This is a genomic window from Elusimicrobium simillimum (assembly GCF_049639735.1).
GTDB classification, from domain to species: domain Bacteria; phylum Elusimicrobiota; class Elusimicrobia; order Elusimicrobiales; family Elusimicrobiaceae; genus Elusimicrobium; species Elusimicrobium simillimum.
Genome location: NZ_JBEVVA010000003.1, coordinates 1,130,998 through 1,146,254, shown reverse-complemented (window position 1 = coordinate 1,146,254; position 15,257 = coordinate 1,130,998). Strand labels below are relative to the sequence as shown.

Annotated in this window: 15 protein-coding genes; 8 read left to right on the top strand and 7 right to left on the bottom strand. The window is 43.5% G+C overall.

Annotated elements, in window-relative coordinates; genetic code table 11:
• The first annotated feature begins 133 nt into the window (after window positions 1-133).
• A complete protein-coding gene (locus AAIR98_RS06160; RefSeq protein WP_423971320.1) occupies window positions 134-526 on the top strand; it encodes a hypothetical protein in 393 nt (130 codons plus the stop codon).
• A gap of 64 nt (window positions 527-590) precedes the next feature.
• On the opposite strand, the gene AAIR98_RS06155 is transcribed toward AAIR98_RS06160, so the two are convergent.
• Window positions 591-2,036: a hypothetical protein gene (locus AAIR98_RS06155; RefSeq protein WP_423971319.1), complete on the bottom strand. Its 1,446-nt coding sequence runs from the start codon at window positions 2,034-2,036 to the stop codon at window positions 591-593.
• 88 nt (window positions 2,037-2,124) lie between these two features.
• Here AAIR98_RS06155 and asnS point away from each other — a divergent pair, with 88 nt between their 5' ends.
• The 4 genes from asnS to AAIR98_RS06135 all read left to right on the top strand — a co-directional run bounded on the left by asnS (window position 2,125) and on the right by AAIR98_RS06135 (window position 6,180).
• Window positions 2,125-3,420 carry an asparagine--tRNA ligase gene (asnS, locus tag AAIR98_RS06150; RefSeq protein ID WP_423971318.1) on the top strand — a complete coding sequence of 432 codons (1,296 nt, stop codon included), beginning with the start codon at window positions 2,125-2,127 and terminating at the stop codon, window positions 3,418-3,420.
• A gap of 144 nt (window positions 3,421-3,564) precedes the next feature.
• Window positions 3,565-4,290: a sugar isomerase domain-containing protein gene (locus AAIR98_RS06145; RefSeq protein WP_423971317.1), complete on the top strand. Its 726-nt coding sequence runs from the start codon at window positions 3,565-3,567 to the stop codon at window positions 4,288-4,290.
• Between the two features lie 153 nt (window positions 4,291-4,443).
• Entirely contained in the window at window positions 4,444-5,166 is a 723-nt protein-coding gene (locus tag AAIR98_RS06140) for an iron-sulfur cluster assembly scaffold protein (RefSeq protein ID WP_423971316.1), read from the top strand.
• Window positions 5,167-5,184: 18 nt separating this feature from the next.
• Window positions 5,185-6,180 carry a GGGtGRT protein gene (locus AAIR98_RS06135; RefSeq protein ID WP_423971315.1) on the top strand — a complete coding sequence of 332 codons (996 nt, stop codon included), beginning with the start codon at window positions 5,185-5,187 and terminating at the stop codon, window positions 6,178-6,180.
• 483 nt (window positions 6,181-6,663) lie between these two features.
• On the opposite strand, the gene AAIR98_RS06130 is transcribed toward AAIR98_RS06135, so the two are convergent.
• Complete coding sequence (locus tag AAIR98_RS06130; protein ID WP_423971314.1) at window positions 6,664-7,686, bottom strand: hypothetical protein; 1,023 nt, start codon at window positions 7,684-7,686, stop codon at window positions 6,664-6,666.
• A gap of 170 nt (window positions 7,687-7,856) precedes the next feature.
• Here AAIR98_RS06130 and AAIR98_RS06125 point away from each other — a divergent pair, with 170 nt between their 5' ends.
• Window positions 7,857-8,357: a ferritin-like domain-containing protein gene (locus AAIR98_RS06125; protein WP_423971313.1), complete on the top strand. Its 501-nt coding sequence runs from the start codon at window positions 7,857-7,859 to the stop codon at window positions 8,355-8,357.
• A gap of 58 nt (window positions 8,358-8,415) precedes the next feature.
• Here the strand turns inward: AAIR98_RS06125 and AAIR98_RS06120 are convergent, their stop codons facing one another.
• Entirely contained in the window at window positions 8,416-9,486 is a 1,071-nt protein-coding gene (locus tag AAIR98_RS06120) for a hypothetical protein (protein WP_423971312.1), read from the bottom strand.
• Window positions 9,487-9,619: 133 nt separating this feature from the next.
• On the opposite strand from AAIR98_RS06120, the gene AAIR98_RS06115 reads away from it, so the two are divergent.
• Window positions 9,620-11,080: a bifunctional metallophosphatase/5'-nucleotidase gene (locus tag AAIR98_RS06115; protein WP_423971311.1), complete on the top strand. Its 1,461-nt coding sequence runs from the start codon at window positions 9,620-9,622 to the stop codon at window positions 11,078-11,080.
• Window positions 11,081-11,109: 29 nt separating this feature from the next.
• Here the strand turns inward: AAIR98_RS06115 and AAIR98_RS06110 are convergent, their stop codons facing one another.
• The 4 genes from AAIR98_RS06110 to AAIR98_RS06095 form a co-directional block, all read right to left on the bottom strand.
• Entirely contained in the window at window positions 11,110-11,253 is a 144-nt protein-coding gene (locus AAIR98_RS06110) for a hypothetical protein (protein WP_423971310.1), read from the bottom strand.
• A gap of 14 nt (window positions 11,254-11,267) precedes the next feature.
• Window positions 11,268-12,224, bottom strand: a complete 957-nt coding sequence (locus AAIR98_RS06105) for a DnaJ C-terminal domain-containing protein (RefSeq protein WP_423971309.1) — start codon at window positions 12,222-12,224, stop codon at window positions 11,268-11,270.
• 390 nt (window positions 12,225-12,614) lie between these two features.
• Complete coding sequence (locus AAIR98_RS06100) at window positions 12,615-12,878, bottom strand: DUF167 domain-containing protein (RefSeq protein ID WP_423971308.1); 264 nt, start codon at window positions 12,876-12,878, stop codon at window positions 12,615-12,617.
• A 39-nt stretch (window positions 12,879-12,917) separates the two neighbouring features.
• Window positions 12,918-13,607 carry a YggS family pyridoxal phosphate-dependent enzyme gene (locus tag AAIR98_RS06095; protein ID WP_423971307.1) on the bottom strand — a complete coding sequence of 230 codons (690 nt, stop codon included), beginning with the start codon at window positions 13,605-13,607 and terminating at the stop codon, window positions 12,918-12,920.
• 399 nt (window positions 13,608-14,006) lie between these two features.
• Here AAIR98_RS06095 and AAIR98_RS06090 point away from each other — a divergent pair, with 399 nt between their 5' ends.
• Window positions 14,007-15,224, top strand: coding sequence for an MFS transporter (locus tag AAIR98_RS06090; protein ID WP_423971306.1), 1,218 nt, complete (start codon window positions 14,007-14,009; stop codon window positions 15,222-15,224).
• The last annotated feature ends 33 nt before the right edge of the window (window positions 15,225-15,257 follow it).

Here is a 15,257-nt window from a genome sequence, read left to right as displayed (position 1 = left end):
AATTCAACATAAATATTATACCAAATATTAAAAATTGATTCTTAAAAATTCTTAGAAGTAAAACAAAAATATATTTATTTGCCGCGCAAAAATTTACTACCATATCACTAAGCTGGTTACTAACGGAGGATTTATGAAAAAAGTTATTATTTTGTCTATGTGTGTTTTGTTTGCCGCCGCTTGCGCTAAAACTGTGAAAGTTGAAAACACCGGTTATATGTGCTCCGCCCAAAACGCCGTAAAAGCGGGTAATATAGAGGACGCTAAAAGAGTTTACGGTGACGCCTGCGCCAAAGGCGCGGCTAACGCCTGCAACCAGGCGGCCTTCATAGCTTTAGAGCAGGAAAATACCGCCCAAGCGCAGGAATACTTCCTAATGGCGTGTTCCAAAAGCGAGAAAAGCGGCTGCTACAACGCGGGCCTTATTAAAGAGGGCAACGGCGACGCGGCCGGCGCTAAAAAGCTGTATAAGAAAGCCTGTAAAAAAGGCCTTGCCAAGGCGTGCGAAGCAAATAGCAATATTTAAATTAGTATAAAACAAAAATCCCCGGCAGTGTTTAAATGCCGGGGATTTTTTATTTTGTGATTATCTAATAATCATAAGTCGTGGAATATTCTTCAATATATTTTTTAAGTTTCTTTTCCTGTTTGCCGTTGGTGGGTAAATGTATAAAATAATCTGTGCCCGTCATTTCTCTAAATTCTTTCGGGACAAAAAATACAAAGTGTTTATTTTCCAAGCCGAAATGTCTAAAGTACAGTGAGTCCGGCGCCATGGCAAAATGTTCCCCTACTATAGAAACGCTTTTGGCTTTTACTCCTTCTTTTATCAGCAGCGGGCCTACGTTAAAATCTTCCGGTATATTAAAGTGGCTGTGCCCTTTTCCCATATAGGCCAGCATTCTTGGCTTATTTGCCGTTTTTAATGTTTTGGTTATAAGCTCTGTCCAGCTAAAATTTCTTGTGGTAACATTGCTTCTGTCAAGCCTTTGGTCAAAGGCTATAATTTCTGTTTCAGGTGCTTTTTTTGTTTGCAGGTCACGCAATTTCTTTTTAGCGGCTTTGCTGTCTTTATAATCTCTACCCAGCAGGTCTTTGTTGCGCTCAAGCGGAAGTATGTTAATATCGCAAAATAAAGCGTTTAAACAATAACGGTTAACATCATCGCGGCCGGTTGTGTAATCTTCTTCTATATTAAGGTAGCAGTCGTTGCCGGTTTCTTTAAATTTGGCAATATCCTCTTCTTGCATTTCCAGTAAAAACTCAGAGGCAAAGTGCGTCAGCCCCCCCTTACACTGCAGGCTTTTTGCTATGCGGGTGACTTCTTTATAGTATTGGCCGTAATGGTATTCCCCCACTACAAGCACTTCAGTGTCAAAAGGCATTAAAATACTGTAGTCAAAATTTTTATCTATAAATCTAATATATTTAGGGTCTTGCAGGTAAGCAAGCCAGCGCGTTTTTTCTTCCGTTTCAAAAATGCCTTGCGGCGCTTTAAAGTCAGCCAAGGCGTAGTAGTCCGGCATGCTTGAAGTGCTTTGCATATAATGCGCCAGTTCTTTATGGCCTAGTATCATTGCCAGTTCCAACGGGCTAAAGTGTATGGCGGCATCATCGTTAGTGCAAAAATAAGACTCATATTTCTGTTTAGCTTTTTTATAAAGTATTTTAAATTTTTCTAAAGACAATGTCCCTTTGTGATAATTTTTTACCATATCACAGATAAAGCGGGAAGAGTTGTCTACATACTCTTTTTCTGTTTTATATTTTAAAGGCAGTTCCAGGCCAGCTTCAAACATAGCTTTTAATGTGGCCGGGCGGGCAAAGTAGGCTATGCGCATTGCGGCGCTTTGGTTTTTGTTGTTACGTATATCAGGGCATTGTGTGGCAAGCGCGGCACAGGTTTTTATGTCTTCCGTCTGATCACAAACGTATACATTATTTATAAATTGTTCATAAGTATACGGGCAATTTTGCGCAAAAATAATATTAGCGGCCGCAAACACCGCTAATATTGTTAACATAGTTTTCTTCATAATTTCTTATATTATATCATTTATGCCGTCTACACAGTACAGTATTTATTTGATAAAATGAAATAATACTTTAGTAAAAGGAATTATTATGAGCGAAAGAGTTTATATAAATAAGATTGGCAACTACCTTGGCAAAGAAGTAATTTTAAAGGGTTGGCTTTACAATATGCGCAGCAGCGGAAAACTGCACTTTTTGCAACTGCGTGACGGCAGCGGCATTATACAATGTGTTGTTTTTAAGGGTAATGTAACGCCTGAAGTTTTTGAACTCGCCTCTAATTTAACGCAGGAAACCTCGATCTCCGTTACCGGCACCGTTAAAGAAGATAAACGCTCTAAACTGGGTTTTGAACTTGACGTGAAAGATTTGGCCGTTATAGGTAAATCAGTAGATTACCCTATTACCCCCAAAGAACACGGCGACGCTTTTCTTATGCAAAACCGCCACCTCTGGCTGCGCTCTAACCGCCAGGTAGCCATACTTAAAGTGCGTGATGAGATTATCAACGCCATAAGAGATTTTTTTAGAGAGCGTGATTTTACGCTGGTTGATTCCCCTATCCTTACTCCCGCCGCCTGCGAAGGCAGAAGCACACTTTTTGAAACAGATTATTTTGACGAGAAAGCCTACCTCAGCCAAAGCGGCCAGTTATACGCCGAGGCTTCGGCCATGGCACTTGGCAAAGTATATTGCTTTGGCCCAACCTTTAGGGCGGAAAAATCTAAAACCCGCCGCCATTTGACAGAATTTTGGATGGTTGAGCCTGAAGTAGCTTTTAACACTTTAAACGACAATATGGAACTGGCTGAAGACTTTATAGTTTACATAGTGGAGCGTGTGCTCAAAAACAGACGTGAAGAACTGGAAGCTTTAGACAGGGATATCAGCAAGCTTGAAGCGGTTAAAAAACCTTTCCCCCGTTTAGATTATACAGACGCTATAAAACTGTTAAATGACCTTGGCAACCCCACAGACTGGGGCGGCGACATAGGCGGCGACGAGGAAACTTTAATTTCCAACCATTACGACCGCCCTGTTATCATACACCGCTATCCGGCCGACATTAAAGCTTTTTATATGAAGCGCGATCCAAACAACCCCAAGGTTGTACTGGCTATGGACGTTATAGGCCCGGAGGGCGCCGGTGAGATTATAGGCGGCAGTGAGCGTGAAGATGATTACGATGCCCTCGTACAGCGCATGAAAGACCAGGGTATTGAGCCCGAATCTATGGACTGGTACCTTGACCTGCGCAAATACGGCAGCGTGCCGCACAGCGGTTTTGGTATGGGCGTGGAGAGAATGGTACGCTGGATATGCGGCCTGCACCACGTGCGCGAGACTATCCCGTTTGCCAGAATGATGGATAAAATCAGACCGTAAATAATATTAAACTAAGGGCCCCGAAAGGGGCCTTTTTTATTTGTATGCCATTATAAAGGGCGGACACAAGGTCCGCCCCTACAAGTAGTCTTTTCTCTCATTCTTTAATATGTTTTTTTATTTTATTATTGTTAAAATGAAAGTATGAAAAACAAATATTTGCAGGAAGCCGTTAAACTTCTACAAGCTTTGGATAAAGACGCCAATATAGATGAGTCCGCCGCTATAGTGGCCAATACTATTGAACACGATGGCATAGTGCACACATTTGGCGCGGGGCACAGCGGCAGTGTTGCGCTGGAGGGCTTTCACCGCAGCGGCGCGCCGGTGCAAATAAGCGCGATTTTGGACCCGGCGTTGATGTTCCAGCACGGGGCGGAGGCTGGCACTATGATTGAGCGGCAAGAGGGCTATGTTTTACCTATACTTGCCTCGCACGATATGCGCCCGCAGGACTGCATTATTATAATCTCCAACTCCGGCCGTAACCCTGCCGGGATAGACACCGCTATTTACGCTAAAAAGCGCGGGCTTAAAGTTATTGTTATAACTGCGTATGGGGCGCAAAAAGCGTCCCCCTCCCGCCATTCAAGCGGCAAGAAGTTGGCTGATTACGCTGATATTGTTATAGATAATCTGGCGGGTAAAGACGAGGCGAATATAGAGTTATACGACGGCAAGAAAGTAGGGCCGCTTTCCACAATAACAGGGGCGGCTATAATAAACGCTGTTTATTTTAGGGCGGTAGAGTTACTGTTGGCTAAAGGCATTAAAACACCTGTATATTCCAGCTCAAACGCCGGCGGTGACGATGGTAACGAGGTATTGGCGGAAAAATACGGCGCCAGAGTAAAACACCTTAAAGGTTAACACTATTATTTCTCCCTTTTGTAAAGGGAGATTATTACAAACTCCTCTAAATTTTATAAAATAAGCATATAGCTAAACTAACTTTTTAAGGCGCACGTCCGCCTTATTTTTATGCTTTGTTTTAGTTTTTATATTTAACTTAGAGGAGACAATATGAGCTGTGACACAAAAAAATGTCAGTATGAATGTTCACATGAAGTACAGCAAATGTGTAGTGTAGCCCGCGGCCCCAAACACGGCCCGGCGCCCATACCTGAAGAAGGTAAATGGGTAAAAGCCACACAAGTAACCGATATCAGCGGTCTTACCCACGGTGTGGGCTGGTGCGCACCCCAACAGGGCGCGTGCAAATTAACTTTAAACGTTAAAAACGGCGTAATTGAAGAGGCCTTAATAGAAACCTTAGGCTGCAGCGGTATGACGCACTCCGCCGCCATGGCCGCCGAAGTTATTACAGGCAAAACTATTTTAGAAGCTCTTAACACAGACTTAGTGTGCGACGCTATTAATACAGCCATGAGAGAGCTTTTCTTGCAGATAGTATACGGCAGAACACAAACCGCTTTCTCAGAAAACGGCTTACCCATAGGCGCGGGCCTGGAAGACTTAGGCAAAGGTTTACGCTCACAGGTCGGCACCATGTACGGCACCAAAGACAAAGGCGTACGCTACCTTGAAATGGCCGAGGGCTATATTCTTGAGCTTGGTTTAGACAAAGAGGGCGGCGAAGTTATCGGCTACAAATTTGTGCACCTTGGCAAAATGATGGACGCCATTAAAAAAGGCACAGACCCTAAAACCGCTTATGAAAAAAATATAAGCACCTACGGCAGATTTGACGAAGCCGCAGCCAAAATTGACCCCAGGCACCAATAATTTAAGGAGAGCATAGATATGATTAGATTTGAAGGTTATGAAAGAAGAATCAACCAAATAAATGCCTGCCTTAAAGAATACGGCATGACAGATTTGGAAGACGCAAAAAAAGTTTGCGACGGCAAAGGCATTGACGTTGACGCCATTGTCAAAGGCATACAGCCTATAGCTTTTGATAACGCCGTTTGGGCCTATACACTTGGCGCAGCTATCGCTATTAAAAAAGGTTTAACAAACGCCGCTGAAGCCGCCGAAGCTATCGGCATCGGCTTACAGGCTTTTTGTATACCCGGTTCAGTAGCTGACCAGCGCTTAGTAGGCATTGGCCACGGCAATTTAGCCGCCATGTTACTGAGAGAGCAGACAAAATGTTTCTGCTTTTTAGCGGGCCACGAATCCTTTGCCGCCGCAGAGGGCGCCATCGGTATTGCCAGAACAGCCAACAAAGTCAGAAAAGAACCTTTAAAAGTTATTTTAAACGGTCTTGGCAAAGACGCCGCTTACATCATTTCCCGCATCAACGGTTTTACACATGTTGAAACGGAATATGAGTACGGTTCAGGCAAGCTTAACATTGTAAAAGAAACACCGTTTTCTAACGGCGACAAAGCCAAAGTAAAATGCTACGGCGCGGACGATGTGAGCGAAGGCGTTGCTATTATGAGGCATGAAAATGTAGACGTTTCCATCACAGGTAACTCTACCAATCCTACACGCTTCCAGCACCCCGTTGCCGGCACCTACAAAAAGTGGGCCGGTGAAAACGGCAAGAAGTATTTCTCAGTAGCCTCCGGCGGCGGTACAGGCAGAACGCTTCACCCCGACAATATGGCCGCGGGTCCCGCTTCTTACGGTATGACAGACACCATGGGCCGCATGCATGGCGACGCGCAGTTTGCGGGTTCGTCCTCAGTGCCGGCGCACGTGGAAATGATGGGCCTTATCGGTATGGGTAATAACCCTATGGTAGGCGCGTCTGTAGCTGTAGCCGTTGCTATTGAGCAAGCTAAATAGGAAATAAGACAACTTATTTTATAGCCCCCTGCATAATTACTGTGCGGGGGCTATTTTATAAAAAATTGAATATTTGAGTTTTGTAAAATATAATACCTCTCCATTGTTTGTTGAAAAGTGAGCAAAGCCTTGCGAGCGTATCAATAAGATTATCCCTCTCCCTTGTTGGATGGGAGAGGGAAGCGAACGCAGTGAGCAGGGTGAGGGTGAATATGAGTGTTTTATGGGGATAATGTTTAAGTTGGAATCACCAACCAATATCATAAAATATGTGCTGTAGATTTAAACAAAAGTTTTTTAAGTAGACAAAACACTCATATTCACCCTCACCCCGACCCTCTCCCATCCAACAAGGGAGAGGGAGAGCACTTGATACGCTAGTAAGGCTTTGCTCACTTTTCATCAAGCAAGAGAGAAGTAATTTAATAAAAACCCCGGCGGAATAACTTCCGCCGGGTAATCCCCCGATTGTAGTTGCTATATCTATTTACTCTTTTTATTTTGTATTTTTTGCAGTGTTTGAAATTGGTTGAGCAAAGTATTTTTATCCTTTATTTCAGGCACGGTAAGCTTGTTTAAATCAACAGCGTTCTTATATTGTTTTTGCACATTTTCCGCGCGTTTTTCCGCCCTGTAAAGCGCTTTTACCATGAGTGAATAGGCAAGCGGGCGGGTAAGCTTGTCAGCAGGCACCTGGTCAGCCTCCCAAAAGAGAGATACCGGTATGGATTTATATTTATTTTGATAGCGCAGGTAGCTGGTATAATTATACATATAGTCCATCATTTCAGGGTGCTTTTCAAACAACATCATAAGCGCCATGGCGGTATCTTCCAGGTTTTCCCCCTGCGAGGCAAAGTAGTCCGGGTTTTTAAGCAGCATTTCCACCTTTTTGTCCGCGCTTGTGGCCGGGTGGTTAAAGTCTGAGTAAGTTTTAAAACTGCTTGCCAGCACGGCTACGGATGTTACTATCATAAACGTAGCGCCCGCGCCCCTGGCTGCCCATTTTAAAGACTGCAGTTTTTTAGCTTTGTCAAAGCATTCAAAGGCGATTATAGCTTCTGCCACCATAATTGTGGCAAAAACACCGTAGCCTTTGTCGCCTATAATTTCCAAGAGCCTTGGGTTTTTAATATCTCTTTTAACATTAAAATCCGGTCCTATCCCGGCGATGTTTGCCTGCATTCTACCGGGCAGCATCAGCAAATCTCCGGCAAGGGCCAGGCTGGCCTGCATTACGTTTTCTTTAGCCTTTTCTTCGGCAGTTTCTTCTGTCATGCCCGCTTTAAGGTTGCGCTTGTACTGCTGCTTTATTTTTTCTTCGGTCTTTTTTTGTTCAGCTTCCAGTTTGTCCAGCTCTGTGCGTAAATCTGTAATATTATCTTTAATTGTTTGCAGCTGGGCGTGGTAGAGCGCTACGGAATCCTTTTTGCTTTGAGCGCTGGCATACGGCGCGGATGTAATAAAAAGTGCGGCGGATAGTGCGATGCTTAAAAGTTTTTTCACGGTGTCCTCTGGTTGTTCAATATGTTAGCAGGAACTAACTATATTAACTATACCAAACTTATCTGCTTTTGTACAGAACTTTTTTACGTTAATTTTGACCCTTTACAAGGGGTATAAATAGATGTATTATTAAAGAGTAATGATTATTTATTACTTGGAGGGTACTACATATGGGAACAAAAGACATTGAAATAGTAAAAGCAGGCGGTTTGGACGTAAATGAATTAATTGAAACGCTTAACAGCGCATTTGCAGACGAATGGCTGGCCTATTACCAGTACTGGGTAGGCGCAAAAGTGGCCGAGGGCTTAATGAGGCCCGACGTTCAAAAAGAACTTGAAGAACACGCCGGAGAAGAGCTGGACCACGCGGGCAGACTGGCCGACAGAATTATATCACTCGGCGGCACGCCGCTTTTAGAGCCTAAAGCCTGGTATGAAAAAACAAAAGCCGGTTATGAAGTTCCTTCAAACCCCGATACAACCGTTCTTTTAGACCAAAACATTAAAGGCGAACGCGCCGCTATTGCCGTATACAAAAAAATATTTGATATGTGCAAAGGCAAAGACGCTATTACCACACATATGGCCCGCCATATTATGGAAGAGGAAATTGAACACGAACAGGACCTTGAAGACTTGGTTAAAGATATAGAATATACAAAGAAATAAAATTAAAAGCCCCGCTTAAACAAGCGGGGCTTTTAAAAACTAACTGATAAACAATATCTTAATATAACGCTGTTCTAAGCCAATCCGTAAAACCTAATGACTCGTCGGGCGATTTGCCCTCAAGAATATTTAAAAAAGCTTTCTTCTTTGCATAAGTTTCTTTTTTCAGCGTACCGCTGAAATAGGCTGTCTTATCATCAAGTTTTTTTACAAGGTCATCTTTTATAACGCTTAAATCCGCGCCTGCGTATTTTGCCATTTGCATGTAGCGGATAGCCCGCTGTGGTTCACAGAAAGAGTCTTTTACCAGTTTATAAATTTCAGGCGCCACGCTGCCCGGCTGCAGGGCCTCGGCCATTCTAAAAGCTTGTACTAAAACGGTATTGGAGTTTTTTATTCCGATGTTACTCTTTTGAGTGGAATTATAATCATTATTAAGATAGAAGTAAAACGCAAGGCCCAGTTTTGACCAGTTTATCTCACCGTTATTAATGAAGATAGAGTTTTCTTTTTGTTTTGCCTCATTTTGCAGTACTTTGTAGGCAATGTTCATTACTTCTGTAGTGGGTAATCTTTTGCTTGTTTTTTCTTGGCCCATATGATAAAAGTAGTCTGTAATTAAATTTGCCTGTGTGCGCTGGGGCATAGCAAAAAAGCGTTGTATTTGCGCGTTTGATTTAGATATATCTAAGAAAAAATTTTCAAGTTCTCTGGGGTTGTAGAAATAGTCTCTATTAGGCGCCATAGCATACTCTATGGCCTCAAAATTTTTATAATGAAGCGCTTTGTTTAAAAAATACTGAGCGTCGGTAAATTTCCATACTTCAGGGTTAGCGGACTGCGCCGCCACGCCGGGGGAAACCTTTGCGCCTTGTTTAACTAAATTGTCTATAACTGCCTGGGGCGCGTTATCAGCAACCGCTTTATCAATTTTTGCCGTTAAGCGTTTGGCAAGTGCTTTTTTATCTTTTTCAAGTTGTTCAATTTTTTGCTCATATTCTTGAGCGGCAATTTCTTTTTGCTGGTATGTGTCTTTAATATCCTGTTCAATTTTTTTCATGCTTTGGGCGGACGCAAGCGCCGGGCACAATGTAAGCGCTATAAGTAGAGATAGTAGCTTTTTATTCATAAACTCTCCTATATTGAAATAGTATAACTATATAATAAGATTAATCCGTATTATTTACATGGGCCAAAGGACCTATTTAATTTTAGGTCCTTTGACCCATGTATTCTACTTCTAAGAATAGTATAATTCATAAATGAGAAGACTTTCATTAATTTTAACTGCCGTATTTTTTGCTTGCGGATTGTGGGCCAAAGATATTGTAATATACCACACCAGCGATACGCACGGCTATTATTTTGCCAAAGAAGATGAAAACGGCCGCATGCAGGGCGGTTTTGCCGCGCTGGCCGCTTTTATTAAGAAAGATAGTAAAGGGCAGGCTAATTACCTCCTGCTTGACAGCGGCGATTTTATGCAAGGCAACCTGGAGGCCAATGATTCCAAAGGCATGACTTCTGCCCGGGTTTATAACGCTATGGGTTACCACGCAGTAACAATAGGCAATCACGAGTTTGACTTCGGCGCGTCAGTTTACGACGTAACCAAGTCTATGGACGCCAAGGTGCTTGCCGCAAACTTTTTAAGCATAGGTACTACACAAGAATACGAGATATTTAATGTAGACGGTGTTAAAATAGGCGTAGTAGGCATTGGCCTTAACGGCGGTAAAAATAAAACATTTAAAGAACGCGACACAATAGAATCTTATAAATCTGCCATGGCGGAAGTATATAAAAATGATGTGAACGCTGTTGTTGTTCTTACACATTCTTCAGACTACGATATCCGCGACGGTAACCCGCCTAAAGAAATTGCGGCCTCTTCCCCCCTTAAAGCGCATGTTATGCTGGGCGGGCACAGGCATATTGAAGCCAGCGCCATAGCGGACGGTACTTTATTTGCCGAGAGCGGCACCCAGCTTAAAAGCGTTTCTAAAATTATAATGACATTTGACGATGACACAAATGTTTTTAAATCCGCCAAACACGAGAAAGTCCCTCTTTACATAGACGCGGTAGGGGAGGACGCAGCCATTAAAACCATTCTCGACGGCATTAAAAACCCTGAATATGAAAAGGTTATCGGCCGTCTGGAAAACAGCTTTTATTACACCAACAACGAGCCCGGCAGGCTGGACAGCCAGCTTGGCAATTTGATGGCGGATATTGTAAAAGATTCCGTGGAAGATGCAGACATTGGCATACTAAACTCCACCAGCTTTAGAAATATTTTGCCCAAAGGTAAAATTACTGTGCGTGACCTGGTGCTGTCTATGCCGTATAACAAACTTTCCACTATTAAGCTTAGCGGTGATTTTATAGCTAATTTACTTATAACTACAGTCATGCCCAATTTTTCTTTATTTCAGTACAGCGGGCTGGAGGCGGATATTATTTTTGACGGAGATAAGCCCAGGCACGCCATTATAAAAATTAACGGTGAGCCTTTACAAAAAAATAAGGTTTATAATGTGGCTACCAATGAATTTATAGCCTTTTACGGCACCTACGAGGCGGCCGCGTTTAAAGATATTCCTGCGGAAGATAAAGAAAAGTTTGAAACGGAAATACATGATTTGCTTATGCAGTTTATAGCGGAATTTCCGGACCAGGCGCCTGATAAGGAGCCTAGGTTAAGAACAATCTCTAAATAACAAAACCCCCGGCAACGCCGGGGGTTTTGTTATTCAAACTCATCTTCTTTTATAGCTTTTTTTACCTGTGCGCGTTTGGCCTTTTGCCTGGCGCGTTTTACGCGCGTACGGCTTTTGGTGTTTGAGGTAGTATAGCGCCACTCGTCTTGTTTTACGTGATTATCTTTGTCCATAATGTTTACAGCGTTTACGCCGCGTCCTTAAGTTTTTGAAACAGTTCCATCTGTTTTGCCGACGGGTTTGTGGGTATGTCTATAAGCATGCTTACATACAAATCCCCTTTGCCGCCCAGGCCCTTGCCGCTTAGCTTCATTCTTTTACCAGTCTGCGTGCCTGCGGGTATTTTGATTTTAACGTCGCCGTCTAATGTGGGCACATATATTTGCCCGCCAAGCACAGCGTCCCACGGCATAACGCGTACTTTAACTTCCAGGTCACTGCCCGTTACGTTAAATACCGGGTGCGGCGTGATAGAAATTTTTAAGTGTAAATCTTTTGCCCCTCTTCTGCCTTGCGAACCCTGCCCTTTAAGTTTTAAGGTTTGGCCGTCTTTTATGCCAACGGGTATATTGACGGTCACAGTTTTGCCTGTGGGCAGAGTAAGGCGCATTTTGCCGCCTTTATGAGCGTCTTCTAAAGACACTTGCAGGTTGGCTTCATCGGCCGCATTGCCGGCCGCCTGCTGCCCGCCGCCAAAACCGCTAAACCCGCTCATACCCCCGCCGCCACCGCCAAAAGCGCCGCCGAATATGCTTTGAAAGAAGTCGCTAAAATCGCCTGAGTCAAAACCGCCGGTGCTGTGAAAGTTAAACCCCTGCGAGCCGCCCCCGCCGGACCCGCCGTAATACTGCTCATACGGGTTGCCGCCCGCGGACTGGCGTTGGTATCCCCCAGCGCCGCCGTTTGCGTATTTTTTGTAGTCCGGGCCTACCTGGTCATAAATATTTCTTTTTTGTTTGTCTGAGAGCACTTCGTACGCTTCGTTTATGTCTTTAAACTTTTCCGTCATAGCGGCTTTATCCGCGTCTTTGTGCATGTCGGGGTGGTACTTGCGCGCGGCCGCCTTAAACGCTTTTTTAATTTCAGCGTCTGACGCGCTTTTATTTACACCTAAAATTTTGTAGTAGTCTTTATAATCTGCCATAATGTTACCTCATTAAAATCTAACAACATTATATTAAAAAAATATCCTATTAAAACAAATGCTAATCTTCGCTTGGTGTTGCGTTGTTAAAGCAAAGTGTCTTACACGGCTTTGGCTTGAGACCCTCACGCCCGCCTTCGCTTCGCTACGGCGCGGTATAACTCGTACCTCACTGAGGGAACGGCACTTTTTATATAAAATCATATTTGTCGAAGAGTTATGCGTAAACATTAGATGTCAACTAGCACTCATATTCACCCTCTCCTGCTTTTATTTGTGCATGCGCCCAAATAAAAACTTCCTCTCCCGTCAAACAAGGGAGAGGAGATATAAAAACAAAGCATTTTAAATATTCTAAAAGCCCCGCCTTAGTATGCGGGGCTTAATTAATTACGGAATAGCGTCCATCACTTTTTTGAGAGCTTCTTCGCTCTTACCCCTTATTTCTACCGTTTTTTCCTTGCCTTTAGCGCCTTTTACGATGTTAACGTTATCGTTACCAACGGAAAAAAACTCAGCAAGAAAAACCTGGATAATATCGTTAGCTTCGGCCTCTATGCTCTTGGTTTTTACTTTTACTCTTAGCACACTGCCTATTCTGCTGACAACTTCATTATCCCCTGTTGTTGGAATTACACGTACTTTTATAATCATTTTTCCTCCAAGAGTTTAACTATAACCTTGCGGTCTTTATTAGTCAAAAATGGCACTGCCTATACGGGGCATTGTAGAACCTTCCCGCACCGCTGCGGCGTAGTCCCCGCTCATTCCCAGTGATAACTGCGCGCCTGGCACGCCGCCAAATTCACTGTCCCACAGCTGTTTTACTTCTTTAAATACAGGTCTTAAATCCTCGGCGTTATCCGCCTGGGGCGCTATAGCCATAATGCCAAGCAGGTTAATGTTAGCAAGCGTTCTTATTTGTTTTATCAACCCCGGCGCGTCGGCCATTTTTACGCCGCTTTGCGTAACGGAATCAGTAAGTTTTACCTGCACCATACAGTTAACTGTTTTCCCCTGCTCTTTGGCCTTTGCGTCTGTAAATACAGCGGTTTCAAAGCTTGCTATTGAATCTATAAAATCAAAAAGATTAACTATTTTGGCAATTTTATTTTTTTGCAATTGCCCGATGAAGTGCAAAGTAACGCGCGGTCTTAATAAGTTAAACTCAGTTTTAGCCCACCTGGCCATGGCGTCCTGCAGTTTTGATTCCCCCGCGTGAACGGGGCCGCCGTTATGACTGAGAAGGGTTAAAATATCTTCCTCTTTGGCGTATTTTATAACGGCCATAGGGTGTACGTTTTCAAAATTGGTATGGGTGGCGCTGCACGCCGCTTTTATGCCTTCAAGTACTGTGTTATAATTAGTAATAACTTTTTGCATAAAAATCCCTTGACATATTATACCAAAATTAACTATCATATGCACTTTTTCTTCGTCTTTTGCTTTAAAACGTTGTCACTGCGGGGCTCGGATATTCGGCCTGGCGGCACTCACGATATACCTCGCCCCGCGCTCCTAGTTTTAAAACAAAATACTGTGAAAAACGAGGACTTTTTCTTCGTCTTTTGCTTTAAAACGTTGTCACTACGGGGCTCGGATATTCGGCCTGCCGGCACTCACGATATACCTCGCCCCGCGCTCCTAGTTTTAAAACAAAATACTGTGAAAAACGAGGACTTTTTCTTCGTCTTTTGCTTTAAAACGTTGTCACTGCGGGGCTTGGATATTCGGCCTTGTAAAGGGGCATACATTAAATAGATAAGCTATAATTTATTTAATATGCGCCACCTTATTAAACGCAAAGAAATACCGCTTATACGCCTTCTGTCTATGGAGGGCTGCACAGCCATGGCCCGTTATACTCTTGTACTTGTGCTGCCGTGGTATGTGTTGCAAATATCAGGCGGGGCGGTTGCGCTTGGCGTGCTTAGTTTTGCTATGATGGTGCCCGCTATATTCGGCTCCTACATAGGCGGTAATATTATAGAGCGCCTGGGCGCGCGTAAAACTATTTTACTTTCTGATCTGTGCCAAATGCTGTGCACTATAGTTATATTTTTCTGTGTAACATACTCTTTTATTCCGTTTTATTTTCTTGTTATGATGGCGTTTTTAAGCGCGTTTTTTTACGCGCCGGGCAAAGTGGCCCGCGGTGCGGTAATACCCGTGTACGCGCGCTACGCCAAGGTAAGCCCGCACAAGGCCTTTGGCTTTAGAGAGGCAGTCAGCGGTACCGCCGCCATTATGGGGCCGTTAACAGGCGGGTTTATTATAGCCGCTTTTGGCGTGGGCAGCGCGGTACTATACTCGGCCGTTTTCTTTTTGCTTGCGGTGCTTTTGTGCCTGCAAATGATACAAAGGCGTGAACGCGCGCTCAAGTTTAAGTCAAAATCTACTTTTAAAAAGACGATTATTTATGTGCTGCGCAGGCCGCATTTATACCTGGCAATACTTTTTACACTGCCATTTTTTATAATTTATACGGCGTGGGAATCTGTGGTGCTGCCAAGCTATGTTAATTTATATGGTTATGGTTCTGTATTTTTAGGTATGCTTGAAAGCGCGTTTGGCATAGGTATACTGTTAGGTGCGCTTGGCTACGCTGTATATGGTAAAAAAGTTAAGTTTAAAACTATGCTTATACTTAATTACGCTGCTTACATATTGCCTATAGCTATATTTTTGCTGACAATAAACAAGCCCGTTGTTTTATTTGCCAGTTTTATATGCGGCGCGCCTTTTGGCGCTTACGCCGCCATGATGACAACGTTTTTAACTATTAATACGCCCGAATATATGAGAGCCAAAATTTTAGCTTTTTATATATCATTAACAGCTATTGTAGACGCTGTGGGTATATGGGTGACATCATTGTTAATACACCGCAGCGGGTTTGAGTACTCTATGCAGCTGCTGGCGGCTGTTTTTATACTGGCCCTATGCGCGGCGACACTTATTGAAATAAAACCTCACCCCGTAAGATTTAGGAAGAGATAAAAAAGCCCCGCAATACGGCGGGGCTTTTTAAAT